Origin of the sequence: Shinella sp. CPCC 101442, from assembly GCF_024704725.1 — a bacterium.
GTDB lineage: Bacteria > Pseudomonadota > Alphaproteobacteria > Rhizobiales > Rhizobiaceae > Shinella.
This window is the reverse complement of sequence record NZ_JALIQS010000001.1, coordinates 405,044-428,156: the sequence shown is the minus strand read 5'-3', so window position 1 is coordinate 428,156 and position 23,113 is coordinate 405,044. Positions and strand designations below refer to the sequence as shown.

Sequence of the window (23,113 nt, the reverse complement as noted above, 5' to 3'; positions counted from 1 at the left end):
TTTCCCATGGCTTCCATCGATATCCAGAGCATCCGCAAGAGTTTTGGCACCTTTCCCGTGCTGCACGGCGTCGACCTCACCATCCGAGACGGCGAGTTCATCGTGCTCGTCGGCCCCTCGGGCTGCGGCAAGTCCACCCTGCTGCGCATGATCGCCGGCCTTGAGGAGGTCACGTCGGGCGAAATCCGCATCGACGGAAAGCGGGTCAACGACCTCCCGCCGAAGGACCGCGACATCGCCATGGTGTTCCAGTCCTACGCGCTCTATCCGCATATGAGCGTCGCCGACAATATGAGCTACAGCCTGCGCCTGCGCCGGTCCACCAAGGAGAAGATCGCGAGCGCCGTCGGCGGGGCTGCGGCCAAGCTCGGCCTCGAACCGCTCCTGGAGCGCCGTCCGCGCGCGCTTTCAGGCGGCCAGCGCCAGCGCGTCGCGATGGGCCGCGCCATCGTGCGCCAACCGAAGGCCTTCCTCTTCGACGAGCCGCTCTCCAACCTCGATGCACGCCTGCGCGAACAGATGCGCGCCGAAATCAAGAAGCTGCACGGCGATCTTCGTGCCACCTCCATCTACGTCACGCACGACCAGATCGAGGCGATGACCCTGGCTGACCGAATCGTCGCCATGCACGGTGGCATCGTCCAGCAGCTCGGCTCGCCGCTTGAGCTCTATGATCGGCCGGCCAATCTCTTCGTTGCGGGCTTCATCGGCTCGCCCGGCATGAATTTCTTCGAGGGGCGCTATCTCGTCTCGGGCGATCACGCCGATCTCAGGCTCTCGAACGGCACGATGCTTCCCATCCGCAAGCGCGAAGGCCTCGAATCGGGCTCGGCGGCCACACTCGGCATCCGTCCGGAGCATGTGGTGCTCGCGGACAACGGGGCGCTGGAGGCCGGGGTCGATCTCATCGAGCCGACCGGCTTCGGCATCATCATGCATGTGACGATCCATGGCATTCCGATGAAAATATTTTCACAGGACAGACGGATGCTGAAACCCGGCCCCGCGATCCGCGTGGACCTGCCGCAGGACAGGCTTCACCTCTTCGACAGCGAGGGAAAACGGGTGGATTGAAACGGGAGCGGAAACACGATTTCCGTCCGTTCCAAAGACATTGTTAACCTTCATTTCCTAACCATCTACGCATCCCTATCGGCAATGATCGTCGAGTGTGCAGGTTCATGCGTATTTCCAGAACAAACTTCTATCCCATCCTCGAAACCGAAGGGGAAAGCGACGATCAAACGTTGCAGCACCCCTACGAAAACAATGCCTTGCCCGATGTGGCGCCGGAGGTGGAAGACTGGCACGCGGCTGAAGAGCCGGTGGCGAACGACGAGGCCTATCATCCGAGGTTCCGCTCGCCGGCACTGCGCAGCTACGATCCCGGCCAATTTTCCGATGGCAGCTGGGAAAGTCATTTCTACATGGCCCCGAACGTGCGTTTCACCCGCACGCCCGACAAGGTCGCCGCCAGGATCGAGGAAGCCGCCGCCGAAGAGAGGCAGCAGGCTGAACCCGCCGTCAACACGATAGAACAAGCAGTGCAGACACCCCAACCCACCCTGACGCCCCAGCTCAGCCAGGCCGAGCTTCTCCAGCGCCTGCGCGAAGCCCTTGACGACCGTCGTCGCCGCTTCGAGGAGAAGCAGGCGGAAGCCGCCGCGCCCGCGCCGGCCGAACCTGCCCCGCCGCTGGTCCAGGCGGTGGTCGCCGCCGGCACGACCGGTGCGCCGGCCGATGCCGCTGTCGTGTTCAAGCCGAGCGCGCCCGTCGTCGCACGGTTGGCCGTCCCGATGCCCGCGCCGGTATCGGCCATCGCGAAGCCCGTGGTGAAGGCGGATGTGCGCGCGGCGATCGCCCGCTTTGCCCATCTTTCTGATCACGCCTTCTGGGAAACGCTGGTTCCCGACGAGGACGCATCCGAGATGCGCATGAAGCCCGCGCCTGCGGTTACGGTCGTGCGCATGCCGCCGCCCGTCGCGGTCGCTCCGGCGCCCGTGCCGGTGTCGGAAAAGCGTGACGAGCCATCCTCGATCGCCGCACTCTTCCGCGTCGTCGAATGCCGCCCGGCGGTTGCCCGTATGGCCGCCGCAGAGCCGGTCGTCCTCGTGCCGGAGGTGAAAGCCGAGCCTGTGGTCGTTGTTCCGGCGCCCGCCGTGGAAACCGCGTCCGAGATCGTGCTGCCGGTTTTCGAATTCACGCCGACGCCCGCCGCCGTGGTCCCGGCCGTATCCCCGGTCGCGATTGCCGAACCCGTGCGCGAAATGCCGTCCTCGGTGCTTTCGCGCGCCAAGCCGTTCCAGGTCACCCTGGCGACGCCGGCCGGCGATACCTACGAGTATCCGCCGCGCGACCTGCTGCAGGAGCCGCCGCGCACCGTGGGCTTCGTTCTGACGCAGGAACAGCTGGAGCAGAATGCCGGTCTCCTCGAAAGCGTGCTGGAAGATTTCGGCGTCCGCGGCGAGATCATTCATGTGCGTCCGGGTCCGGTCGTCACCCTCTACGAATTCGAGCCTGCGCCGGGTGTTAAATCCTCGCGCGTCATCGGCCTCGCCGACGACATCGCCCGCTCCATGTCGGCACTCTCGGCCCGCGTCGCGGTCGTGCCCGGCCGCAACGTCATCGGCATCGAACTGCCGAACCAGACGCGCGAAACGGTCTATTTCCGGGAGATGATCGAGAGCCAGGATTTCGCCCGCACCGGCTTCAAGCTGCCGCTCTGCCTCGGCAAGACCATCGGCGGCGAACCCGTCATCGCGGAACTCGCGAAGATGCCGCACCTGCTCGTCGCCGGCACCACCGGCTCGGGCAAGTCCGTTGCCATCAACACCATGATCCTCTCGCTGCTCTACCGCTTCCGCCCGGAAGAGTGCCGCCTGATCATGGTCGATCCCAAGATGCTGGAACTGTCGATCTATGACGGCATTCCGCACCTGCTGACCCCCGTCGTCACCGATCCCAAGAAGGCCGTCATGGCGCTGAAATGGGCGGTGCGCGAGATGGAGGACCGCTACAGGAAGATGTCGCGCCTCGGCGTGCGCAATATCGACGGCTATAACAGCCGCGTGGCGACGGCGCGCGACAAGGGCGAAACGATCACCATCAATGTCCAGACCGGCTTCGATAAGGGAACCGGCGAGGCGATCAACGAGGAGCAGGAACTCTCGCTCGATCCGATGCCCTATATCGTCGTCATCGTCGACGAGATGGCCGACCTGATGATGGTTGCCGGCAAGGAGATCGAGGGTGCGATCCAGCGTCTGGCCCAGATGGCGCGTGCCGCCGGCATCCACCTGATCATGGCGACGCAGCGCCCCTCGGTCGACGTCATCACCGGCACGATCAAGGCCAACTTCCCGACGCGCATCTCCTTCCAGGTGACGTCGAAGATCGACAGCCGCACCATTCTCGGCGAGCAGGGTGCCGAACAGCTCCTCGGCCAGGGCGACATGCTGCATATGGCCGGCGGCGGCCGCATTTCCCGCGTGCACGGCCCCTTCGTCTCCGACGAGGAAGTCGAGAAGGTCGTGCTGCACCTCAAGGCCCAGGGCCGTCCGGAATATCTGGAAACGGTCACCGCTGACGAGGAGGAAGAGGAAGACGAGAAGCCGGCAACCGGCGGTGCGGTGTTCGACAAGGGCGACATCGCGGCCGAGGATGGCGACGACCTCTACGAGAAGGCCGTGAAGGTTGTCCTGCGCGACCGCAAGTGCTCGACCTCCTACATCCAGCGCCGCCTTGCCGTCGGCTACAACCGGGCTGCGTCCCTCGTCGAGCGCATGGAGAAGGAAGGCCTGGTCGGTCCTGCCAACCATGTTGGCAAGCGCGAGATCGTCTCGGGCGAGCGCGGCAGCTTCCAGACGCCGGAACCGGCCGAAGACGACTGACATTTTCTCCGGCGGCGATTGCCCAGCCGTCGGGCATTTGTCCTACTTATTTGAAATGGATGGATTTTCCGGATCCGGCCCGCGCGAGCGGGCCGGATTTTTACCCTATCCACGGGAAATTTATTTCGCTTATGCCATTTAATCGATTTGGCTTACACTGCGGTCTTTGAGGCCTGTTGCATATGGCGGACCGTTCTGTGAATAGTGCCGCGAACCCGTGAAATCAGCATCCTAAAGGAGGACAGGAATGGCATTGATCACCATGCGGCAATTGCTCGACCACGCAGCGGAGAACGACTACGCACTGCCGGCATTCAACGTCAACAACCTGGAATATGTCCAGGCGGTCATGCGTGCGGCGGATGCGACGGACTCCCCGGTGATCCTGCAGGCAAGCCGCGGTGCGCGCTCCTATGCGGGCGATGCGTTCCTGCGTCACCTCATCCTGGGCGCGGCCGAAGAATACCCGCACATCCCGGTCTGCCTGCATCTCGATCACGGCGACCAGCCCTCGACCTGCATCTCGGCCATCACCAACGGCTTCACCTCCGTCATGATGGACGGCTCGCTGCTCGCCGACGGCAAGTCGATCGCCAGCTACGAATACAATGTCGACGTCACGGCCGAGGTCGTGAAGATCGCGCATGCGGCCGGTGTTTCGGTCGAAGGTGAGCTTGGCTGTCTCGGCAACCTGGAAACGGGCGCCGGCGAGAAGGAAGACGGCCACGGCTTTGAAGGCAAACTGACGCGCGACGAGCTGTTGACCGATCCGGACCAGGCGCTGGACTTCGTCTCCAAGACCGGCGTCGATGCGCTTGCGGTCGCCATCGGCACCAGCCACGGCGCCTACAAGTTCACCCGCGCACCCGATGGCGACATCCTGTCGATCGAGACGATCGCCAAGATCAACAAGAAGCTGCCGAACACGCATCTCGTCATGCACGGCTCGTCGTCCGTACCGCAGGACCTGCAGGACCTCTTCACCGCCTATGGCGGCGAGATGAAGCAGACCTGGGGTGTTCCGGTCGCCGAAATCCAGAAGGCGATCCCGCTCGGCGTGCGCAAGGTCAATATCGATACCGACCTGCGCCTCGCCATGACCGGCACGATCCGCAAGAACTTCAAGGAAAAGCCTGACAATTTCGACCCGCGCACCTACCTGAAGCCGGCGACCGCCCGCATGCAGGAAGTCTGCCGCGAGCGCTTCGAAGCCTTCCGCACCGCCGGCAAGGCCTCAAGCATCCGCACCAAGCGCCTGCCTGACATGGCGAAGTTCTACGCCACGAAGTAAGCGCGGTCACAGATCGTCCAGCGCCCTTCCGGTTCTGCCGGGAGGGCGTATTCGTTTTTGAATGTGCCTACGAGGTTCATCGCAGAGGCGAATGGAAATATTTCATTTGTAAATAGATCATTTGCAAGAGAATGTTCCCGCTCGCTCTTGCCGCGTCTCCATCCTCCTCTTAAAGATTGCCATCCCCCGATGAAACGGAATGTCGTGGCTACGGCCCGACAGGTGTGAGGACATCATGAGCGTAGAGCAGGCCCTGACGATCGCAGACCTCAAGGAACAGGCACGCCGTCGTGTGCCGAAAATGTTCTTCGAATATGCGGATTCCGGCGCCTGGACCGAGGGCACCTACCGGGCCAACGAAGAGGATTTCCACAAGGTCAAGCTGCGCCAGCGCGTGCTCGTCGACATGACCAATCGCTCGCTTGCCAGCGAGATGATCGGCGAGAAGGTATCCATGCCCGTCGCCATCGCGCCGACGGGCTTTACCGGCATGCAGCACGCCGATGGTGAAATGCTGGCAGCCCAGGCCGCCGAAGAATTCGGCGTGCCCTTCACGCTCTCCACGATGAGCATCTGCTCGATCGAGGATGTGCGCTCGGTCACGTCAAAGCCCTTCTGGTTCCAGCTCTACGTGATGCAGGACAGGGATTTCGTCCTCAACCTCATCGACCGCGCCAAGGCGGCGGGGTGCTCGGCGCTGGTGCTGACACTCGACTTGCAGATCCTCGGCCAGCGCCACAAGGACCTGCGCAACGGCCTCTCCGCCCCGCCGCGCTTCACGCCGAAACATCTTTGGCAGATGGCGACGCGCCCCTTCTGGTGCCTTGACATGCTTGGCACCAAGCGCCGCACCTTCGGCAACATCGTCGGCCACGCCAAGGGTGTCGGAGACCTGTCGTCGCTCTCGTCCTGGACGTCGGAACAGTTCGACCCGCAGCTCTCCTGGAAAGATATCGAGTGGATCCGCGACCGCTGGGGCGGCAAGCTGATCCTCAAGGGCATCCTTGACGAAGAGGACGCGCGCATGTCGCTCGGCAGCGGCGCGGACGCCATCATCGTCTCCAACCACGGCGGCCGCCAGCTCGACGGCGCTGCCTCCTCGATCAGCATGCTGCCGCGCATCGTCGATGCCGTCGGCGACAAGATGGAGGTCCATCTCGATGGCGGCATCCGCTCCGGCCAGGATGTGCTGAAAGCGCTCTGCTATGGCGCCAAGGGCACCTATATCGGCCGTCCCTTCCTCTATGGCCTCGGTGCCGGCGGCAAGGCCGGCGTGCGCCGCACGCTCGAGATCATCCGCAAGGAACTCGACATCACCATGGCACTGTGCGGCGAGCGCGACGTGAAGAACCTGTCGCGCAACAACCTGCACAAGGACGTGTGAGGGCGCCTCAGGCGCCTTCAAACCCCTGTAGCACATTCACGGCGTTGACGCCGAGTGCGTCGACAGCGTAGCCGCCTTCCATGACGAACAGCGTCGGCAGGTTCAAATCGGCGATGCGGCGGCCGATGGTCGTAAAGTGCTCGCTCTCCAGCTTGAACTGCGAGATCGGATCGTCCTTGAACGTATCGACGCCGAGCGAGATGACGAGGGCGGTCGGAGCGTAGGCGCGGATTTTTTCGTGCGCGTCCTCGAAGGCGGTTTGCCATTCCGGCCATGTCGTGCCGGCGGGCAAGGGATAGTTGAGATTGTGGCCTTCGCCATTGCCGGCGCCGCGTTCGCGGGCATAGCCGAGATGGAAGGGGAATTCGAAATCCGGGTCGCCGTGCAGGCTTGCCAGCAGCACGTCGTCGCGGTCGTAGAAGATTTCCTGCGTGCCGTTGCCGTGGTGGTAATCGACGTCGAAGATCGCGACGCGCGCATGGCCGTTGTCGAGAAAGCGCTGGGCGGCGATGGCGGCGTTGTTGAGGTAGCAGTAGCCACCGAAGAAGTCGCGCCCCGCATGGTGGCCGGGCGGGCGGCAGAGCGAGAAGGCGGCCCGCTCGCCCGCGAGCACGACATCGGCGCCGGCAAGCGCGGTGTGGGCGGCCCGTTTGGCGGCTTGCCATGTCGTCTCGGTGATAGACCCGGCCATGTCGAAGGAATAGTAGGAGAGCCGTGCGTCGAGGCCCGCGGGCGGGGCGTCGATCATCGGCATGGAGCGGTGGCGCCAGCTATAGGGCCAGACCTCGCCGTCGCGCCCGGCCGCCCGCCACTCGGCGAAGACGCTTTCCAGAAAATCCAGATAGTCGGGCGTGTGGATGCGTTCGATGATGGCGCGGTCGTAGGATGCCGGTTCCAGAACAGGGCCGAGGCCGACGTCCTGCACGCGTTTCAGGACGATTTCGGCGCGCACCGGCTTTTCGAAGGTTTCCACGATGCGGCCGAAGGAGAGCTCCATGCCGCTGTGATGCAGGTTATGATCGGCGGTGTAGAAGGTTTTCATGGTCAGACGATCTCGCCGTAGAGCGAGCGTTCCAGCGCGGTCACTTCGCTGGCGAAGCGGCGGTATTCCGCACGCTTGAGGGCGAGGTAGACGTGGTGCAGCCGTTCGCCGAGCGCTTCCTTCAGGAAAGGCGAGCGTGTCGCCGTCTCGATGGCGCTACGCCAGTCCGGTGGCAGTTCGTCACCCGTCGCCTCGGCATAGGCTGTGGTTTCCGGACCGGGATCGGCCTTTGCGAGAATGCCCTTGCGCATGCCGGCAAGCACCGTCGCGCCCACCAGATAGGGATTGGAATCGATGCCGGCGGCGCGCTGTTCGAGGTGACGGCCGGCAGGAGAGCCGGCGGGGACACGCACCGCGACGCTACGGTTGTTGGTGCCCCAGGTGGGGGTGGTCGGCGCGTAGCTCTGCGCGGAGAAACGGCGCCAGGAATTGAAGTGCGGGGCGAAGACCAGCATGGACTCGTGCATGGTTTCGAGAAGGCCCGCGACGGCCTGTTTCAGGAGCGGCGAAAGCGCCTCGCCTTGGTCCGCGAAGAGATTGTCGCCTGCGCCATCGGCAAGGCTCGCATGGACATGCATGCCGGAGCCGGCACGGCCCGCGAAGGGTTTGGCCATGAAGCAGGCCATCATGCCGTGGCGCACGGCGAGCGCCCGGATAAGGCGCTTCAGCATGGCGAGATCGTCGGCGGCACGCAGCGCGCCGCCGTGGCGCAGCGTCAACTCGAACTGGCCCTGGGCATATTCCGAAATCATGGTTTCGACGGGCAGGCCCTGCGCTTCCGCGCCGCGATAGACCGCGTCGATGAACGGTTCCAGCCGGTCGAGTTCGGTGACGCCATAGACCTGGATACCATCCGGCCGTTCTCCCGAGAGCGGCAGGCGGAGCGGCTGGAAATCTCCACCGGCCGTCCGTTCGCGGTCGAGCAGGTAGAATTCCAGCTCATAGGCGAGAACCGGGTGGAAACCGTCGGCTTCGAGCAGCTTGACCTGACGCGCCAGCGCATGGCGCGGGTCGGCTGCCATCGGTGCGCTGTCCAGCTCGAAGAGCGCGAGGCGCACTTCGCCGCGCGGAGGCGACGTCCAGGGCAATGGAACGAGCGAGCCGGCGATGGGCCAGGCGCGGCGGTCGGCATCGCCATCGGCCCAGACGAGACCGGTCTCCTCGACATCCTCGCCCGTTACGTCGAGACCGAGGATGGAGCCGGGCAGATGTCGGCCGGAGCGGAAGATCGGCAGCAACTCATGCCGGCGGATGATCTTTCCGCGCGCGATGCCGTTGAGGTCGATCAGCACGAGATCGAAGGACGTGATTTCCGGATGCGCGGCGAGGAAGGCTTCAGCTTCGGCAATATCGGCTGCCTCCGGCGGGCGGGTGGCGAGATCACGGCTCACGCGGCGGCCCTCCGCTCGGCAAGGCGGCCAAGCACGGTCGCGAAGGCCTCGACGAGGCCATCCGCCTGCTTTTCGGACAGGGCAGGGCTGACGAGTACCATATTGTGGAAGGGGGTCAGCAGGTAGCCGAGATTCAGCATGGAGAGATGCAGTGCGGCCTCGATCACATCGGAAGCGGCAGCGCGGGCCTCGGCGGCATTCGTCACCGGCACGGGCGAGAAGACGACTTCCAGCCGGGCGCCGACGCGCGAAACCGTCCAGTCGAGGCCGGCGGCGGCGATGGCCGCCTTGAAGCCGGTTTCGATGCGGTCGGCATTGGCCTGCATCCTGCGATAGGCATCCTCGGTCATGACATGTTCGAGGCAGGCGCGCAGGCAGGCGAGTTGCAATGCGCTGCCGGAGAGCGTGGTGCCGATGCCGGAATGGCCGTGGCCGCTCTGTTCGCGGCGGATGACGTGCAATTTGTCGGAAATCGCCTGCGTCATGCCCCAGACACTGACGGGAACGCCGCCGCCGATCGGCTTGCCCATGACGACGAGGTCGGGCTCGAGACCATGCACGATGGAATAGCCGCCGAGGCCGGTGGAGATCGTATGTGTCTCGTCGATGAGCAACAGCGTGCCGGCGTCGCGCGTCAGGCGACGCAGCGCATCGTGGAAACCGGGCGCGGGCGGGATCATGCCGCAGTTTGTCATGACCGGCTCGGCGAGAACGCAGGCGATGTCGTGCGCCGCGAGCGCCTTTGCGAGTGCCGCTTCATCGTTGAAGGGAATGGAAACGGTGAGTTCGCCGAGGTCGCGGACCTGGCCGAGAAGGTTGCGGCGGGAGATGGTCTTGCCATCGACGAGATCGACCAGCGTGTCATCCACGGCGCCGTGGTAGCATCCGTCGAAGACCAGCAGTTTGGCGCGGCCGGTGACGGCGCGGGCGATGCGGATGGCGAAGCGGTTGGCGTCGCTTGCCGTCGCGCCCAGTTGCCAGCGGGGCAGGCCGAATCGTTCGACCAGCAGGCGGCCGACGATCTGCGCATCCGAGGAAGGCAGCATGGTGGTGAGGCCGCGCGTAGCGGTGTTCTTCAGCGCTTCGAGAACCGGGGCCGGGCCATGACCGAACATCGCGCCAGTATCGCCGAGGCAGACATCGACGATGCGGTTGCCGTCGAGATCGACGAGGTCGACGCCGCTCGCCTGATCGACGACGAGGGGGAAGGGGGTCGGCCAGTCGAGCATCCAGTGCTGCGGTACGCCATCGAAGAAGCCCGATGCCGCCTCGTCATGCGCAGCGGCGCAACGCGGCCTCTTCGCGCGAAACACCTCTGCTTCCGCCTCGATGAGCGCGCGGGCGCGCGCCTCCAGGTTCGCCCTCTCCATCCCGATCTCCAGCTGGTTCATTCAAGAAATGTGATCACATATTGTTTGATGTGATGTCAGCTGTCAAACGGCAAGATGTCTACAGGGAGCCGATGATGCGCAGCCAGTCATGGACCGACGCGGCAGCCTGTCGTTCGACGGAACTGAGGGGGCGGGGCTTGCGATCGCCTGTCTCGCGCACCTCGCTCGGGCTCATGCCGAACTGGTGGCGGAAGGCGCGGGAAAACGCCGAAATATCAGGAAAACCAGAGGCGTAGGCGATTTCGCCGACGGTACGTTTGTTATCATTCGCCAGCGTGTCGAACGCGGCGCGCAAGCGCCGGGTGCGGATATAGTCGGTGACGCCGCCGACCGGCTCGAAAAGCCGGTAGAGCGAGGCGCGCGACAGGCCGAACATCTTGCAGAGGTGGTCCGGGCCAAGATCCGGATGGGCCATTTGCTGCTCGATATACCGCCGGATTTCCATGATGACGGCCCCGCGCACGGTCGGGGAAGGCTGGCTGCGATCGTTGATCTGCGGGCCGACGAGATTGGTGACGAGGTTTGCCGTGGCGGCAACGATTGCCGGCGCTTCGGCTTGGGTAATGTCCGAGAGGTCTTCGAAGAGAGTGCGCAGATGGCTGCCGATCAGCCGTGCCGTGCTGGTCGGGCGTTTGAGGACGAGACCGTGCAGAGCGTCATTCTGCACATCCTTGCCGAAGAGCATGTGGCGCGGCAGCACGAGCGTGAGATTGCGGCAGCCTTGCGTTTCGGCCTGCATGGGGCGTGAGAGGTCGAACATGGAGATATCACCGGCCTCGACATGGAGGATCTCGCCGTTGACGGTGCGGATGTCGCCGCCATCGAGCGTCACCTGAACGAGGATGAGGTCGAGCCCGGTGCGGGCGATCCTGCGCAGGTCGCGGGAGAATGTATAAGTCGTGCCGGCCATGTCGGCGGCGAAGAGCAGAGCTGGCCCCATGAAATAGGTGGAAAGCTCGGCGTGGAAGTTGTCCGGCCGCTCCGGCGTCAGAAGCGTGGTGCGAAACACCGGATCCAGCGTTTCGGCGAAGAGGTGGCTTGCCCGGCGAACGTCTGCACCGGCCCGGGCGGTTACGGAGTTGGAGAGCAGCTTGTCGGCAGAACTCATTGCGATTCACGATCATTAGGCTGCGGGCATATACCCCTCAAGTCCTTAAACGGGCGAAGGTTCCTGGAAATTCGCAAGGCGAGGGGTTGGGGCGGTTTGGCACTGCGTATCATTCTTTTGTCGCTGCGTCTCATATTGATGCATGCATGAGTTGCCACGATTGACAGTTCGCGCCCACTCGAACCCCATGGAGAATATTGGGTCTTTTAGATCCCGGCGCCGGGCAGGGCGCTGATCCGAATAGGGGAGCAGCATGGATCAGGTTCGTTTCGACGACGCCTCGGTGGCGTTTCGCGTGCCGCCGTACCAATTTTTGGCCGCACCGGGATTTGCCGAGGCTCGCGACCGCGTGATAGCCGGCAAGCTGGCGCTCTATGAAGGAAACCATCTCTTCAACCGGCTTATCCTTGAGGAGGGGCGTTTTCTCTGTTACCTCGCGGTCCTGGCACTGCATGCCGGCCAGGATACCGCGCAGTCCTCCACCTGGCTGACGCTCGGTCGCCTTCAGCGGGAGGTGACGGACCTCGGCGTTGCCAGCCGCAACCGCGTCGAGGCGCAGGTCTCCTACCTTCGCAAATATGGTTTTCTCTCCCAGCAGCCCCACGCCTCCGACCGGCGCGTGCGCCTGCTCGTGCCGAGCAATGCGCTTCTGGCGCGCGACGCGAAGGTGCTCGGCGTTCTTCTGGACGGGCTTTCGTCGCTCGGCCTCTCGCCGACTGAAGGGCGGAAGGGGCCACCGGACACGACGTTGCACAAGGGCATGCGCCGCGCCACGCTGGCGCATCTGCCCGATATCAGTCGCCTCATCCGCCGGCACCTTCCGCTTGCGCCGTTCCTTGCGCATGACTGCGGCTACATGATCATGCTGCTTCTTCTACGCGGCGCGCAGGGCAACGACGGTGCGGTCGTCGCGACCGGCTACCAGCGGCTGGCGGTGCAGACGGGTGTTTCGCGCACACATGTGCGCCGTATCGTCGAGGCGGCGCGCGATGTCGGTCTTGTCGAGACGGATACGCGCGGCGGCCATGATATCAAGCTGGCGCCATTGATGTGGCACGCGGCGGATCGCTGGTTCGCCGACCAGTTCGCGCTCACGGATCTCCTGCTGCGCGAGGCGCTGTCCTAAATCGTCTCCAGCAAAAGTGCGAAGCGGTTTTATGTCCGGAAATGCGCTAAGCGGCAGATCCGGCGGCGAGAAGGATCGCAAGGCCGATATGGGTGAGGTGATGCAGCGTCTGGTCGAGGCCGAACAGCCACCAGAACGCGGTCTGGCGCGGGGTCAGGGCCTTGCGGCGCGTCGAAATGCTCTTCAGGCGGTCGATGGCGCCGTGCACGAGCATATCGACGAGCCCCAGCCAGGCCATCGACGGGGCGACGGCGAGGAAGAGCATACCGGTCATCGCGCCATGCAAGCCGGCGTGGGCGGCAAGCGGCAGGAGCCAGCCTTCCGGCCGGTCCTTGCCCGCCGCCATCCAGTCCGTCTGCAAGAGAAAATCCGCCAGGAAGTGTTTTGCGAGGAACGCCACCGAGGCGGCGGCGAACCATGCGGTCGAGATCTGGTCCGGTATGTCTATCATTCCAATCCCGTCTGCCCGGCGGTGAAGAGGCGGCCTAGCGGCCGCCCGCCTCGATGATGCCCCTGGTGAGGCTGCCCGTCGCCGGATAAAGCGGGATCAGGCAGGCCTGGAGCGCATGATAGATGTCCCCCTTGCCGGCGAAAAGGGTGTAGCTCGGCACGAGGTCTTCCGTCAGTTCCTCATGCCAGCCGCCACGGTCCTGATCGAGGAACTGGCGGGCGATGACGTCCCAGATCTTGCGATACCAGATCTCGTGGAAATCGCTCGGCAGGTGCTCGGCGAGGAAGGCGGCGGCGCCCACACCCTCGGCCATTGGCCACCACAGCTTGTTGCGCTTGGCCGGCTCGTCGGCCCAGTCGAGCGTGTAGAAAAAACCGCCCTTTTCCGTGTCCCAGCCGAGCGCGATGGATTGCGCGAAGAGCGCCTTCGACGCGTCCAGCATCCAGCCGTGCTTCTTGCCGCCGAGCGCGTAGAGCTGGAGGATGAGGCGTGCCCATTCCAGCCAGTGGCCGGGCGTCGTGCCGGAGGGGCGGAACATCTCGTTGCCGCGATAGTCCTTGTCGAGCACCCAGTTCTCGTCGAAATGCTCGGGCACGCGAAAGCCGTTTTCGCCGGCGCGGCGGCGGATGACGAGGTCGGCGATGCTTTCCGCCTTGTCGAGATAACTCTTCTCGCCGGTCGCCTCGAAGGCGGCCATCAAGGCTTCCGTCAGATGCATGTTGGAGTTCTGGCCGCGATAGCCGGGGACCGGCGACCAGTCCGCTTCGAATTCCTCAGCAATCGCGCCATGCGCGGCTTCCCAGAAACGGGTTTCCAGCACGCCGGTGACATCAGCGATCATGCGGTCGGCATCCGGGTGGCCGGCAAGCTTGGCGCTGGAAGCGGCGAGCAGAACGAAGGCGTGACCATAGCCCTGTTTGCTGGCGTCGAGCAGGCCGGAATTGTCGAGTGACCAATGGTAGCCGCCGCGTTCGGCATCACGGTGCTTTTCCCAGAGATACTTCATGCCGTGGTCGACGACGTCGTCCGAACCAGGGCGGCCGAGCAGGCTGCCGATCGCGAAGCAATGCACCATGCGGGCGGTGGAATGGAGGCCGCGAATCGGATTGCCGGGGTTGAGCGGCCGGCCCTCGGCGTCGAGTTCGTGGAAGCCGCCGAGCGGGTTGAAGGCCCGGTTCTGGAAGAAATCGAACAGGCGGTTCGCTTCCCGCCAGAGCCATTGACGATGGTAGTCGCGCTTGCGCCAAGCCGTGCCAAGGTGTCCCATGATGCGTTCTCCTTTTTGTCGGTCCGCATTGTCGTTACCCATGCCGGGGCCGAACCGGAGCGCGGGGGGATTCGCCGTGGCGTGGGGATCACGCACGGCCCGCGACACTCATGATGACGGCTGGCCTTCGACAGGTGGGGAGCGATTTATGGCCCAGAACGCATGGCGTCGCAACCCGCCAGCGGCACGCCTCAGGCTGGCTTGATGTACCAGCCCCAGGGCTCGTCGCTGTTGAAGGACGTGATCTGCTTGACCTCGAGATGGTTCGAAAGGCCCTTGCCACCCGCTCGCAGCGCGCCTTGTCCTTCGACGTGACGGCGGCGGCGAGGCCGAAGCGGCTGTCGTTTGCCATGCGGATCGCGTCCGCCTCGTTCTTGAACGTCTTGCCGCAGACGACCGGCCCGAAAATTTCCTCGGTCCACGCAAAATTGTCCTCGGCCTTCTCGATATCGCCGTCGGCGAAGATCACGAAAGGCGACTTGCCGCCGAGTTCGAGGCTGACATTCTTGATATCGCGCACCTCCGCCATGATTTTCGCGCCCGTCGGCACGGTGCCGGTGAAGGTGAGCTTGTCTATGCCGGGATGTTCGGACAGCGGCTGGCCGGCCTCAGGGCCAAGGCCGGTGACGATGTTGAGCACGCTGGCCGGAAGCCCTGCTTCCGCAACGATGGCGCCAAGCTCCAACGCGGTGAGCGGCATCAGTTTCGAGGGCGTCAGCATCGATGACCTCGAATGTGCCACCCTTCACGGGAGAAGCTCAGATGCCGTCGATGAAGAGGTGGTCACGCATTCGATGCCTCTCCCGCCCCGATGGAGGCGTCCGACATAACCCGGACAATTTCCTCCGCAGCACGTGTCACGCCCGCCGCCTTATGCATCTTTGCTGCATTCGCCTTGAGGCGCGCCTGCATCTCGTGATCGCCGAGCAGGCCGTCGATGGCGGCCGTCAGGTCCGTGTCGCTCCAGTCATAGCGACCGAGCCGGCGGCCAACGCCGGTTTCGGCGGCGCGCGCCGCATTGTCGTGGCCGTCCCAGCAATAGGGCATGACGAGCGACGGCACGCCGTAATAAAGCGCCTCGCAGAAGGAATTGTTGCCGCCGTGATGGATGAAGAGGCTTGCCTGTTCGACCACCGAAGGCTGCGGGAACCAGCTGTCGATGAAGACATTGTCCGGCACCTCGCGATACTCCTCGCGCCAGTGACCGGCATTGACGAGGAAGCGGCAGGGCAGGGTAGCGAAGACGGCGATCATGCGCTTCATCATCGCGACATCCATCGCGCCGAGCGAGCCGAAACTCGTCAGCACCAGCGGCGCCTCGTTGTGGCTGGCGAAACGCGGCGGCGTATAAGGCGCCTCATGACGCACGCAACCGTCGAGAAAGATGAAACGCCTGGGGTCGAGCGCCGCATGGCGATCATGGCGGATGATGTCGGGCGCCAGCAACAGGTTCAGCCAGGGCGAGGGGCCGAGGAAGACCGGTGCCGTCGGAGCCTTGAGGCCGCATTCGGCAAGGAAGGCGGAAAAGCGCCTGTGGGCGGACGCCACGGTCTTTTCATAACGGTCGGCGAACGCCGTCCAGGCTGCACGCTCGTTGTCGCCGCAGCCGGACAGGTAGGGCGGCACATTCTCGTCCGGGATTTCCGTCTCGGCGCAGGAGACGACGCGGATCCACGGTACGCCGGCATTGGCGATGGCCGGAAACATCACGACGTTGTCGAGCACGATCGCATCCGGCTTCAGCCGGCCGAGCAACTGGCGCAGCGGCTCCTCCACCCGCATGGCCGTATCGACGATCGCCTCCCAGGTCGGGCCGACATAACTTTCCAGCTGGTCGAACGGGGCCTGCCGAAAGGCATCCTGGTGGCGTTCGATGAAGTCGTTCCAGTCCGTCGGCGCAGCGTCGGCCTCGGTCAGCTGGTATTCGGCAAAGCCGTATTCCGCGAAGACGCCGGAAAAGCCCGGGTGGCAGATGAAGACCGGGCGATGGCCCAAACGCCGAAGTTCCTGGGCGATGCCGACGCAGTTGAGCGCCGCGCCGTAGCTCGCTTCCGGGAAAAGGGCGATGGTCTTTGCTGGCGCCATGGAGGGCTAACGCGCGATGAGTTTGAAGGCGGGGGGAACGCCGCGGCCGGCAAGCCGGGGGCGCTGCGATTGGGAGAGCTGTATATGCACACGCATCAGATCGGCGGCAAGCTCCATCTGGCCGCGCTCGATCTGCTCGAGGATCTGGATATGTTCGATGTTGGACTGCATCAGTCGGAAGGCGTTCACGTGGCCGGCCGGCGGGCTGGCGCGGCGGCGGCGATGGTGGTTGGTCAGTGCTTCCGCCATGAACGGATTGCCGCAGGAGCGGGCGATCAATAGATGAAAATCGTAATCCGTCCGGTCGAAGAGCTTGCGGTCGAAATTCGTCTCGTTCATCCCGCGCAGGATCAGCATCGACTGGCGTAGCGCCGTGATCGCCGGCATGTCGCGCTTGAACTCCGGCAGCGTCAGGGCAAGCGGTTCCGTCGCAAGACGGAATTCGTAACTTTTCGCAGCCGCGTCCCCGCTGATCGCGAAGTGCTTGAGCAGCCATTGCTGTCCGGCGGCGCGTTCGGCGAGATTTTCCTCGGCCAGTTTCATCAGTGCATTTTGTACCGTCTGGCGTGAGACGTCATAGCGGCGCTGCAGGGCGGCGACGGTCTGGTTTTCGGCGATGCGCCCGGCGGAGAGGTCGCGCAGGATCGCGGCATAGATTTCGCCTTCGCCCTCGCCTTCCGCGGTGTCTTCGAGGCGGGCGGTCGCCACGGGGTCGATGGCAAGCAGATAGCCGCCCTCGGCATCCGCCGTGACCAGATCGCGCTCGGCAAGTATCTGCAAAGCCTTGCGGATCGGAGTTCTCGAGACGTTGCAGAGCGAGGCGAGCGCCTGTTCGGCCAGCCGCTCGCCGGGCGCCATGCCGCGCTCGCCGGCAACGTCCAGTATTTTTTGCGCCAGTTCGACATGGCGGAAGTTGGTGCGTTTCGGCTCGGGGGTCATTGTTCGCGTCTGCCTTCCATCGCCGTGCATGCTGCCCTTTGAGCCGTGGTTTCGCAAGTCCGGAAATACGCGGGCCACAAAAATGCACCGACCCTATTGACGTATTTTTTTTCTAAATAATACTGCCATGCGACAGGGAATGAGACCGGAGAACCGGCGCGCCCGTCAAAGAGGTTGGAACAACGAAACAAGGGAGTCTTCCGTGACCGTGAAGAACCGACTGACTGCGACCTGCGCGGCCGCGGCGCTGGCTGCCGCATGCCTTGCGGCGGGTACGGCGTCTGCCGCCGATCTCGTCATCTCGAACTGGGCCGGCTACATGGCCCCCGATATCGCGGATACGTTCAAGGCCGCGACGGGACTGGAGATCGAGGTGGTCAACCATGCCACCAATGAAGAAGTCATGGGCAAGCTGATGGCGAGCGGTGGCAAGGGCTACGACGTGGTCTTCGTCTCCTCGCCCTTTGCCGAAATCCTGAACGGGCAGGGGCTCGCCGAGCCGATCGACAAGGCGGCCGTGCCGAACCTTGCCAATCTCTACCCGGAAGCCGCGACGCTCGCCTATGACCCCGGCAACACCTTCTCGGTGCCCTATACCTGGGGCACGACAGGCCTCTGCTACCGCTCCGATCTCGTGAAGGACACGCCGGACAGCTGGTTGAACCTGCTCCAGCCGGCCGATGCCATCAAGGGTAAAACGACGATGCTGGCGACCGATCGCTGGCTGATGGCCGCGGGCGAACTCGCCAAGGGTTTCTCGGTCAACGAGAAGGATCCGGCCAAGCTTGAGGAGGTCAAAAACCTGCTCATCGAGGCGAAGAAGACGTTGCTCGCCTATGACGACACGACCTTCTATTCCAAGCTCGTCTCCGGCGAGGCTTCGCTGGTGCATGCCTGGGACGGCTGGTGCAACTATGGCATCACCGAGAACAAGGACATCAAGTTCGTCGTGCCGAAGGAAGGCTCCGACCTCTGGATCGACACGATCGTCGTCCTGAAAAGCTCGGAGAAGAAGGATGCGGCGATGAAGTTCATCAACTTCATCCTCGACGCCAAGAACCACGCCTGGGCCGCGCAGAACATCCTCTACAAGGTGCCGAACAAGGCGGCGATGGAAAGCCTCGACAAGGCGCTTTCCGAGCAGTACCCGAACATGGCCATGGCGCCTGCGGACCTCGTCAAATACGAGCTTCTGCGTGATCTCGGGACAGCGCAGAAGGATTATTCGCGCATCGTAAGCGAGATCAAGGCCGCGAACTGATCTTGGACCCTTCCCGTGGCGGCCGGAAGGCGGCCTGTCGCCACGGGTATTCTTCATCCAGAAATCCTGTATGCGCGGTGGCTTGCGGCACCGCGGGAGCGAAGCCTTGTCCCTTAATGCCACCAGACCGAACCTGCTCGCCGCGCCCGGCGTCGCCTGGCTCGTCGCCTTCATGGTGGTGCCATGCCTGCTGGTGTTGAGCTATGCCTTCTTCCAGCGCGGCGTCTGGGGTGGGGTGGAATACACGGTCACGCTGGAAAATTTCGCCCGCGTCGCCGATCCGCTCTATGCGAAGATTTTCCTGAATTCCGCGCGCATCGCGCTGACGGCGACAGTGATCGCCATCCTCATCGCCTATCCCGCCGCCTACGCGATCAGTCGTGCGCCAAGGATGTCGCAGCCGATCCTGCTGTTCTTCGCCGTGCTGCCCTTCTGGAGCAACTACCTGATCCGCACCTATGCCTGGATCGTGCTGCTCAATCGCGAGGGCTTGATCAACAATCTCCTGCGTTCGCTTGGCTATACGGGCGAGCCGCTGTCGATGCTCTACACCGAGAGCGCCGTCATCACAGGTCTCGTCTACAACTACTTGCCCTTCGTCATCCTCGCGATCTATTCGACGCTGTCGCGGCTCAACCCGGAGCTGATGGAGGCCTCGCGCGATCTCGGTGCCGGTCCGGTCCGCACCTTCCTGCGCGTCACGCTCCCGCTCACCTTGCCGGGGGTTGCGGCGGGCGGCGTCTTCGTCTTCGTGCTCTCCATCGGCAACTTCGTGACCCCTGCGCTTCTCGGCGGCGGGCGGTTCCAGATGGTCGGCAATCTCGTCTACGACCAGTTCCTGACGGCGAACGACTGGCCCTTCGGTGCCGCGCTCGGTGCCGCGCTGATCCTCACGATGATCGTGCTGCTCCTGCTGCAGGCCCGCGCCACGGCCCATGCCAGCGGCGAGCGCAAGGGGGAGGCGGCGCAATGAACGCGACGTTTTCCAGCAAACTGCCGGGGCGCATCGTGCTGCTCCTTGTCTTCGGCTTCCTCTACCTGCCGATCGCCGTGCTCGTGCTGCTCTCCTTCAACGACAGCGGCCTGCCGACCTCCTGGTCCGGCTTTTCCGTCCGCTGGTACGGTGCTCTGCTGGCCAATACGGATATTCTGCGCGCGGCCGGCAACACGTTCATCGTCGCTATCTTCGCGACGGTCATCTCGACGGTGCTCGGCACGCTGCTGGCGCTCGGCATGGAAACGCGGCGCAGGAAGAGCAACGGCCTGGAAGCGCTCGCCTTCGCGCCGATGGTCATTCCCGACATCGTGCTTGCGGTGGCGCTGCTCACCTTCTTTTCGCGCCTCGGCCTGGCGATGGGCCTGCACACCATCGTCATCAGCCACGTCATCTTCGACCTCGCCTTCGTCTGCTCGGTCGTGCGCGCCCGGCTCAAACATTTCGACTTCTCCATCGTCGAGGCCTCGCGCGATCTCGGCGCGTCCGGCTGGACGACTTTCTGGCGCGTCACCTTTCCGGTGCTTCTGCCGTCGATTGTTGCCGGCGCGCTGCTCGCCTTCACGCTCTCGGTCGACGAGTTCATCATCGCCTTCTTCACGGCGGGCGCCGGGCGCTCGTCCATCACCCTTCCCATGCAGATCTATTCGATGATCCGCTTCGGCATCACACCCGAGGTCAACGCGCTCGCCACCATCGTCATGGGCGTCAGCGCGACGGCGCTTCTGATCTCGCAATGGCTCAACAGACAACAGCAGGTCCCATGAACGCATCCAGCAATCCGATCCTGCGCATCGAGGGTGTCGGCAAGGCGTTCGGGCCGGTGACGGCGGTCGATAATGTGACGCTCGATATCCGCGAGAACGAGTTCTTCGCGCTGCTCGGCCCCTCGGGTTGCGGCAAGACCACGCTCTTGCGCATGCTCGCCGGTTTCGAAAGCCCGAATGCCGGCCGCATCCTGCTCGAGGGCAAGGACATTTCCCCGCTGCCGCCGGAAAAGCGGCCACTCAACCTGATGTTTCAGTCCTACGCGCTCTTTCCGCATATGACGGTCAGGCAGAACCTGTCCTACGGCCTTGAAATGGAGCGGCTCGCCAAGACGGAAATCCGCCGCCGCGTCGATGAGACCATGGCGACGACGGACCTGACGCAATTCGCCGACCGCAAGCCCGAACAGCTCTCGGGCGGCCAGAAGCAGCGTGTGGCGCTCGCCCGCGCGCTGGTGAAACGCCCGAAGGTGCTGCTGCTCGACGAACCGCTCGGCGCGCTCGACAAGAAGCTGCGGGAAAGGATGCAGCTCGAACTGAAGCGTATGCAGAACGAGATCGGCATCACCTTCATCATCGTCACGCACGACCAGGAGGAGGCGCTGGTCATGGCCGACCGCATGGCGATCCTGAAGGACGGCCGCCTCCTGCAGGTCGGCGCGCCGGAAGAGGTCTACGAGCGCCCCGCGGATCGCTTCGTCGCCAATTTCATCGGCGTCATGAATTTCATCGACGGCAAAGTGGACGCGAGTGGCGTCTTCGCGGCTGACGGTCTGCAGGTGAAGGCACGGGGCAATGCCGGCGCGGCGACGCTCGCCGTTCGCCCGGAAAACATCGCCATCGGCCCGCCCGGCGACCTGCCGGTATCCGGCGCCATCGTCGATATCGCCTATCACGGCCTCGACCGGGTGCTGCATGTCAGGACAAGCGCCACCGAGACGCCGCTTCAGGTCCGCATCCCCGCGAGCGGTGCGGGCAACTGGAAGATCGGCGATGCGCTGAGCCTCAAGATTGATCCGGCGAAAAGCCGGATCTTCCAATGAATAAAGAGGGGAACACCATGTCCAAGACCATCGCATTTTTCCCGGAAGCGGCCTTCGGCCCGGCGCTGAACTCCGTCGGCATCGCGCAAGCCGTCGAGGCGCTCGGCCACAAGGCCGTCTTCCTCTCCGACCCCGGTTTCGTTTCGGTCTATGAGGGTTACGGCTTCGAAGCCCATGCGGTGAACCTCTCCGAGCCCATGCCGCCCGAGCAGATGGCGAAGTTCTGGGAGGATTTCATCAACGGCCACATCCCGAATTTCCGTAAATCGCCCTACGACCAGGTCGACAACTATGTGAAGGATTGCTGGACGGCGATCGTCGACAGCGCCAAATGGGCCCAGAAGGACCTGCCGGGCGTGCTGGCCAGGATCAAGCCGGACCTCATCTGCGTCGATAACGTCATCCTCTTCCCGGCGATCAAGCAATACGGTACGCCCTGGGTGCGCATCATTTCCTGCTCGGAAAACGAGATCGAGGATCCGAAAATCCCGCCGCATCTCTCCGGCTGCGGCGAGAAGGATTTCGCCGGCCATGCGGCCTATCGCGATCATTTCAATGCCGTGATCAAACCGATCCACGATGACTTCAACGGCTTTCTCGGCGAGAACGACGAGGCGGCCTATCCCATCGGCCAGTTCTTCGAAGCCTCGCCCTTCATGAACCTGCTGCTCTATCCGGAGGCGGTGAAATTCGACCGCGAGCATCGGCTCGACCCGACACAGTTCCAGTATCTCGAAGGCTGCGTGCGCAAGGAAAAGCCCTACGAGGTTCCGGCCTTCGCTGAGAACAACGACAAGCCGCTGATCTACATCTCCTTCGGCTCGCTCGGCGCGGGGGATACGGATCTCCTGAAGCGGCTGATCGCGACCATCGGCAAGCTGCCCTACCGGGCGCTGGTCAATGTCGGCGACTACAAGGACCAATACGAGAACCTGCCCGGCAATGTCATCGTCGACAGCTGGTTCCCGCAACCCTCGGTCATCCCGCAGGTCGATGCGGCCATCCATCACGGTGGCAACAACTCGTTCACGGAGTGCCTCTATTTCGGCAAGCCGGCGATCATCATGCCCTATGTCTGGGATGGCCACGACAATGCGACACGTGTCGACGAGACCGGCCACGGCTTCAAGATGCCGCGGTACGATTGGACGGATGCAGACCTCGCCGCCAAGCTGGAGGCTTGCGTCAACAATCCGACCATGAAGACGCGCCTTGCCGCCACCAGCGCCCATATGCAGGCCCGCAACGGCCCGAAGAAGGCGGCCGGCATTCTCGACCAACTCGTGAAGACAGGTGTCTACAATGGTTGAGACGACGAAAGCCACGGCGCCGCACATCTACAACGCGACGACCTTTTCCGATCTCGTCGATTGGGGCGACCAACCGGATAGTCAGGAAGGGCAATCCCGTTCCTCCGGCCGGCTCGTCTTCAAGGGACCGAACAACCAGCCGGAATCCGGCATCTGGGTCTGCACGCCCGGCCGCTGGCGCCTGTCGATCCCGCGTGACGAGTTCTGCCATTTCGTGGCCGGACGCGCGGTCTATCGCTCGGACGACGGCGAGGTGATCGAGGTCGAGGCCGGCACCGTCGTCATGTTCCCCGGTGGCTGGACCGGTGAATGCACCGTCATCGAGACTATGCGCAACATCTACATGCTGGTCTGACGCAAAGAAAAAACGAAA

Annotated in this window: 19 protein-coding genes and 1 pseudogene; 11 read left to right on the top strand and 9 right to left on the bottom strand. The window is 63.8% G+C overall.

Features of this window, described 5'->3' with window-relative positions:
- The first annotated feature begins 6 nt into the window (after window positions 1-6).
- From MUO32_RS01985 to MUO32_RS01970, 4 genes are all read left to right on the top strand, one after another.
- A complete protein-coding gene (locus MUO32_RS01985; protein ID WP_257946553.1) occupies window positions 7-1,074 on the top strand; it encodes an ABC transporter ATP-binding protein in 1,068 nt (355 codons plus the stop codon).
- 107 nt (window positions 1,075-1,181) lie between these two features.
- A complete protein-coding gene (locus MUO32_RS01980; RefSeq protein WP_257946552.1) occupies window positions 1,182-3,890 on the top strand; it encodes a DNA translocase FtsK in 2,709 nt (902 codons plus the stop codon).
- A gap of 247 nt (window positions 3,891-4,137) precedes the next feature.
- The gene (gene fba / locus MUO32_RS01975; RefSeq protein WP_257946551.1) at window positions 4,138-5,181 is read left to right on the top strand and encodes a class II fructose-bisphosphate aldolase; all 1,044 of its coding nucleotides are present in this window, start codon (window positions 4,138-4,140) and stop codon (window positions 5,179-5,181) included.
- 235 nt (window positions 5,182-5,416) lie between these two features.
- The gene (locus tag MUO32_RS01970) at window positions 5,417-6,565 is read left to right on the top strand and encodes an alpha-hydroxy acid oxidase (RefSeq protein WP_257946550.1); all 1,149 of its coding nucleotides are present in this window, start codon (window positions 5,417-5,419) and stop codon (window positions 6,563-6,565) included.
- Between the two features lie 7 nt (window positions 6,566-6,572).
- Here MUO32_RS01970 and MUO32_RS01965 read toward each other — a convergent pair whose 3' ends face one another.
- The 4 genes from MUO32_RS01965 to MUO32_RS01950 all read right to left on the bottom strand — a co-directional run bounded on the left by MUO32_RS01965 (window position 6,573) and on the right by MUO32_RS01950 (window position 11,497).
- Window positions 6,573-7,607, bottom strand: a complete 1,035-nt coding sequence (locus MUO32_RS01965; RefSeq protein WP_257946549.1) for a histone deacetylase family protein — start codon at window positions 7,605-7,607, stop codon at window positions 6,573-6,575.
- A 2-nt stretch (window positions 7,608-7,609) separates the two neighbouring features.
- Window positions 7,610-8,998, bottom strand: coding sequence for a glutamine synthetase family protein (locus tag MUO32_RS01960; RefSeq protein ID WP_257946548.1), 1,389 nt, complete (start codon window positions 8,996-8,998; stop codon window positions 7,610-7,612).
- A complete protein-coding gene (locus tag MUO32_RS01955) occupies window positions 8,995-10,368 on the bottom strand; it encodes a transaminase (RefSeq protein WP_257946547.1) in 1,374 nt (457 codons plus the stop codon). The genes MUO32_RS01960 and MUO32_RS01955 overlap by 4 nt, the downstream gene beginning before the upstream one ends.
- A 79-nt stretch (window positions 10,369-10,447) precedes the next feature.
- Window positions 10,448-11,497 carry a helix-turn-helix domain-containing protein gene (locus MUO32_RS01950; protein ID WP_257946546.1) on the bottom strand — a complete coding sequence of 350 codons (1,050 nt, stop codon included), beginning with the start codon at window positions 11,495-11,497 and terminating at the stop codon, window positions 10,448-10,450.
- 253 nt (window positions 11,498-11,750) lie between these two features.
- Between MUO32_RS01950 and MUO32_RS01945 the strand changes: the two genes are divergently transcribed.
- A complete protein-coding gene (locus tag MUO32_RS01945; protein ID WP_257946545.1) occupies window positions 11,751-12,623 on the top strand; it encodes a hypothetical protein in 873 nt (290 codons plus the stop codon).
- A 46-nt stretch (window positions 12,624-12,669) separates the two neighbouring features.
- Here the strand turns inward: MUO32_RS01945 and MUO32_RS01940 are convergent, their stop codons facing one another.
- From MUO32_RS01940 to MUO32_RS01920, 5 genes and pseudogenes are all read right to left on the bottom strand, one after another.
- Window positions 12,670-13,074, bottom strand: coding sequence for a DUF3307 domain-containing protein (locus MUO32_RS01940; RefSeq protein ID WP_257946544.1), 405 nt, complete (start codon window positions 13,072-13,074; stop codon window positions 12,670-12,672).
- 34 nt (window positions 13,075-13,108) lie between these two features.
- Entirely contained in the window at window positions 13,109-14,341 is a 1,233-nt protein-coding gene (locus tag MUO32_RS01935; protein ID WP_257946543.1) for an AGE family epimerase/isomerase, read from the bottom strand.
- A gap of 191 nt (window positions 14,342-14,532) precedes the next feature.
- Window positions 14,533-15,062: pseudogene (locus MUO32_RS01930) on the bottom strand (aldehyde dehydrogenase family protein); the annotation flags it as partial.
- A 62-nt stretch (window positions 15,063-15,124) separates the two neighbouring features.
- A complete protein-coding gene (locus MUO32_RS01925) occupies window positions 15,125-16,426 on the bottom strand; it encodes a glycosyltransferase (protein ID WP_257946542.1) in 1,302 nt (433 codons plus the stop codon).
- Window positions 16,427-16,432: 6 nt separating this feature from the next.
- The gene (locus MUO32_RS01920) at window positions 16,433-17,365 is read right to left on the bottom strand and encodes a GntR family transcriptional regulator (protein WP_257946541.1); all 933 of its coding nucleotides are present in this window, start codon (window positions 17,363-17,365) and stop codon (window positions 16,433-16,435) included.
- Window positions 17,366-17,567: 202 nt separating this feature from the next.
- Here MUO32_RS01920 and MUO32_RS01915 point away from each other — a divergent pair, with 202 nt between their 5' ends.
- The 6 genes from MUO32_RS01915 to MUO32_RS01890 all read left to right on the top strand — a co-directional run bounded on the left by MUO32_RS01915 (window position 17,568) and on the right by MUO32_RS01890 (window position 23,095).
- The gene (locus MUO32_RS01915; protein ID WP_257946540.1) at window positions 17,568-18,626 is read left to right on the top strand and encodes a spermidine/putrescine ABC transporter substrate-binding protein; all 1,059 of its coding nucleotides are present in this window, start codon (window positions 17,568-17,570) and stop codon (window positions 18,624-18,626) included.
- A 172-nt stretch (window positions 18,627-18,798) separates the two neighbouring features.
- Window positions 18,799-19,599 (top strand): ABC transporter permease, encoded by an 801-nt coding sequence (locus tag MUO32_RS01910; protein WP_257947149.1) that lies wholly within the window; start codon window positions 18,799-18,801, stop codon window positions 19,597-19,599.
- Complete coding sequence (locus MUO32_RS01905; protein WP_257946539.1) at window positions 19,596-20,387, top strand: ABC transporter permease; 792 nt, start codon at window positions 19,596-19,598, stop codon at window positions 20,385-20,387. Before MUO32_RS01910 ends, MUO32_RS01905 begins: the two co-directional genes overlap by 4 nt.
- Window positions 20,384-21,430 (top strand): ABC transporter ATP-binding protein, encoded by a 1,047-nt coding sequence (locus MUO32_RS01900; RefSeq protein WP_257946538.1) that lies wholly within the window; start codon window positions 20,384-20,386, stop codon window positions 21,428-21,430. Before MUO32_RS01905 ends, MUO32_RS01900 begins: the two co-directional genes overlap by 4 nt.
- Window positions 21,431-21,447: 17 nt before the next feature.
- Entirely contained in the window at window positions 21,448-22,740 is a 1,293-nt protein-coding gene (locus MUO32_RS01895) for a glycosyltransferase (protein ID WP_257946537.1), read from the top strand.
- Entirely contained in the window at window positions 22,733-23,095 is a 363-nt protein-coding gene (locus MUO32_RS01890; RefSeq protein WP_257946536.1) for a cupin domain-containing protein, read from the top strand. Before MUO32_RS01895 ends, MUO32_RS01890 begins: the two co-directional genes overlap by 8 nt.
- The last annotated feature ends 18 nt before the right edge of the window (window positions 23,096-23,113 follow it).

Bases quoted from the DNA above. Each gene is read 5' to 3' on its own strand.
- MUO32_RS01985 (WP_257946553.1), top strand. From the start codon at position 7: ATGGCTTCCATCGATATCCAGAGCATCCGCAAGAGTTTTGGCACCTTT.
- MUO32_RS01980 (WP_257946552.1), top strand. From the start codon at position 1,182: ATGCGTATTTCCAGAACAAACTTCTATCCCATCCTCGAAACCGAAGGG.
- fba (WP_257946551.1), top strand. From the start codon at position 4,138: ATGGCATTGATCACCATGCGGCAATTGCTCGACCACGCAGCGGAGAAC.
- MUO32_RS01970 (WP_257946550.1), top strand. From the start codon at position 5,417: ATGAGCGTAGAGCAGGCCCTGACGATCGCAGACCTCAAGGAACAGGCA.
- MUO32_RS01965 (WP_257946549.1), bottom strand. From the start codon at position 7,607: ATGAAAACCTTCTACACCGCCGATCATAACCTGCATCACAGCGGCATG.
- MUO32_RS01955 (WP_257946547.1), bottom strand. From the start codon at position 10,368: ATGGAGAGGGCGAACCTGGAGGCGCGCGCCCGCGCGCTCATCGAGGCG.
- MUO32_RS01950 (WP_257946546.1), bottom strand. From the start codon at position 11,497: ATGAGTTCTGCCGACAAGCTGCTCTCCAACTCCGTAACCGCCCGGGCC.
- MUO32_RS01945 (WP_257946545.1), top strand. From the start codon at position 11,751: ATGGATCAGGTTCGTTTCGACGACGCCTCGGTGGCGTTTCGCGTGCCG.
- MUO32_RS01940 (WP_257946544.1), bottom strand. From the start codon at position 13,074: ATGATAGACATACCGGACCAGATCTCGACCGCATGGTTCGCCGCCGCC.
- MUO32_RS01935 (WP_257946543.1), bottom strand. From the start codon at position 14,341: ATGGGACACCTTGGCACGGCTTGGCGCAAGCGCGACTACCATCGTCAA.
- MUO32_RS01925 (WP_257946542.1), bottom strand. From the start codon at position 16,426: ATGGCGCCAGCAAAGACCATCGCCCTTTTCCCGGAAGCGAGCTACGGC.
- MUO32_RS01920 (WP_257946541.1), bottom strand. From the start codon at position 17,365: ATGACCCCCGAGCCGAAACGCACCAACTTCCGCCATGTCGAACTGGCG.
- MUO32_RS01910 (WP_257947149.1), top strand. From the start codon at position 18,799: ATGGTGGTGCCATGCCTGCTGGTGTTGAGCTATGCCTTCTTCCAGCGC.
- MUO32_RS01905 (WP_257946539.1), top strand. From the start codon at position 19,596: ATGAACGCGACGTTTTCCAGCAAACTGCCGGGGCGCATCGTGCTGCTC.
- MUO32_RS01900 (WP_257946538.1), top strand. From the start codon at position 20,384: ATGAACGCATCCAGCAATCCGATCCTGCGCATCGAGGGTGTCGGCAAG.
- MUO32_RS01895 (WP_257946537.1), top strand. From the start codon at position 21,448: ATGTCCAAGACCATCGCATTTTTCCCGGAAGCGGCCTTCGGCCCGGCG.
- MUO32_RS01890 (WP_257946536.1), top strand. From the start codon at position 22,733: ATGGTTGAGACGACGAAAGCCACGGCGCCGCACATCTACAACGCGACG.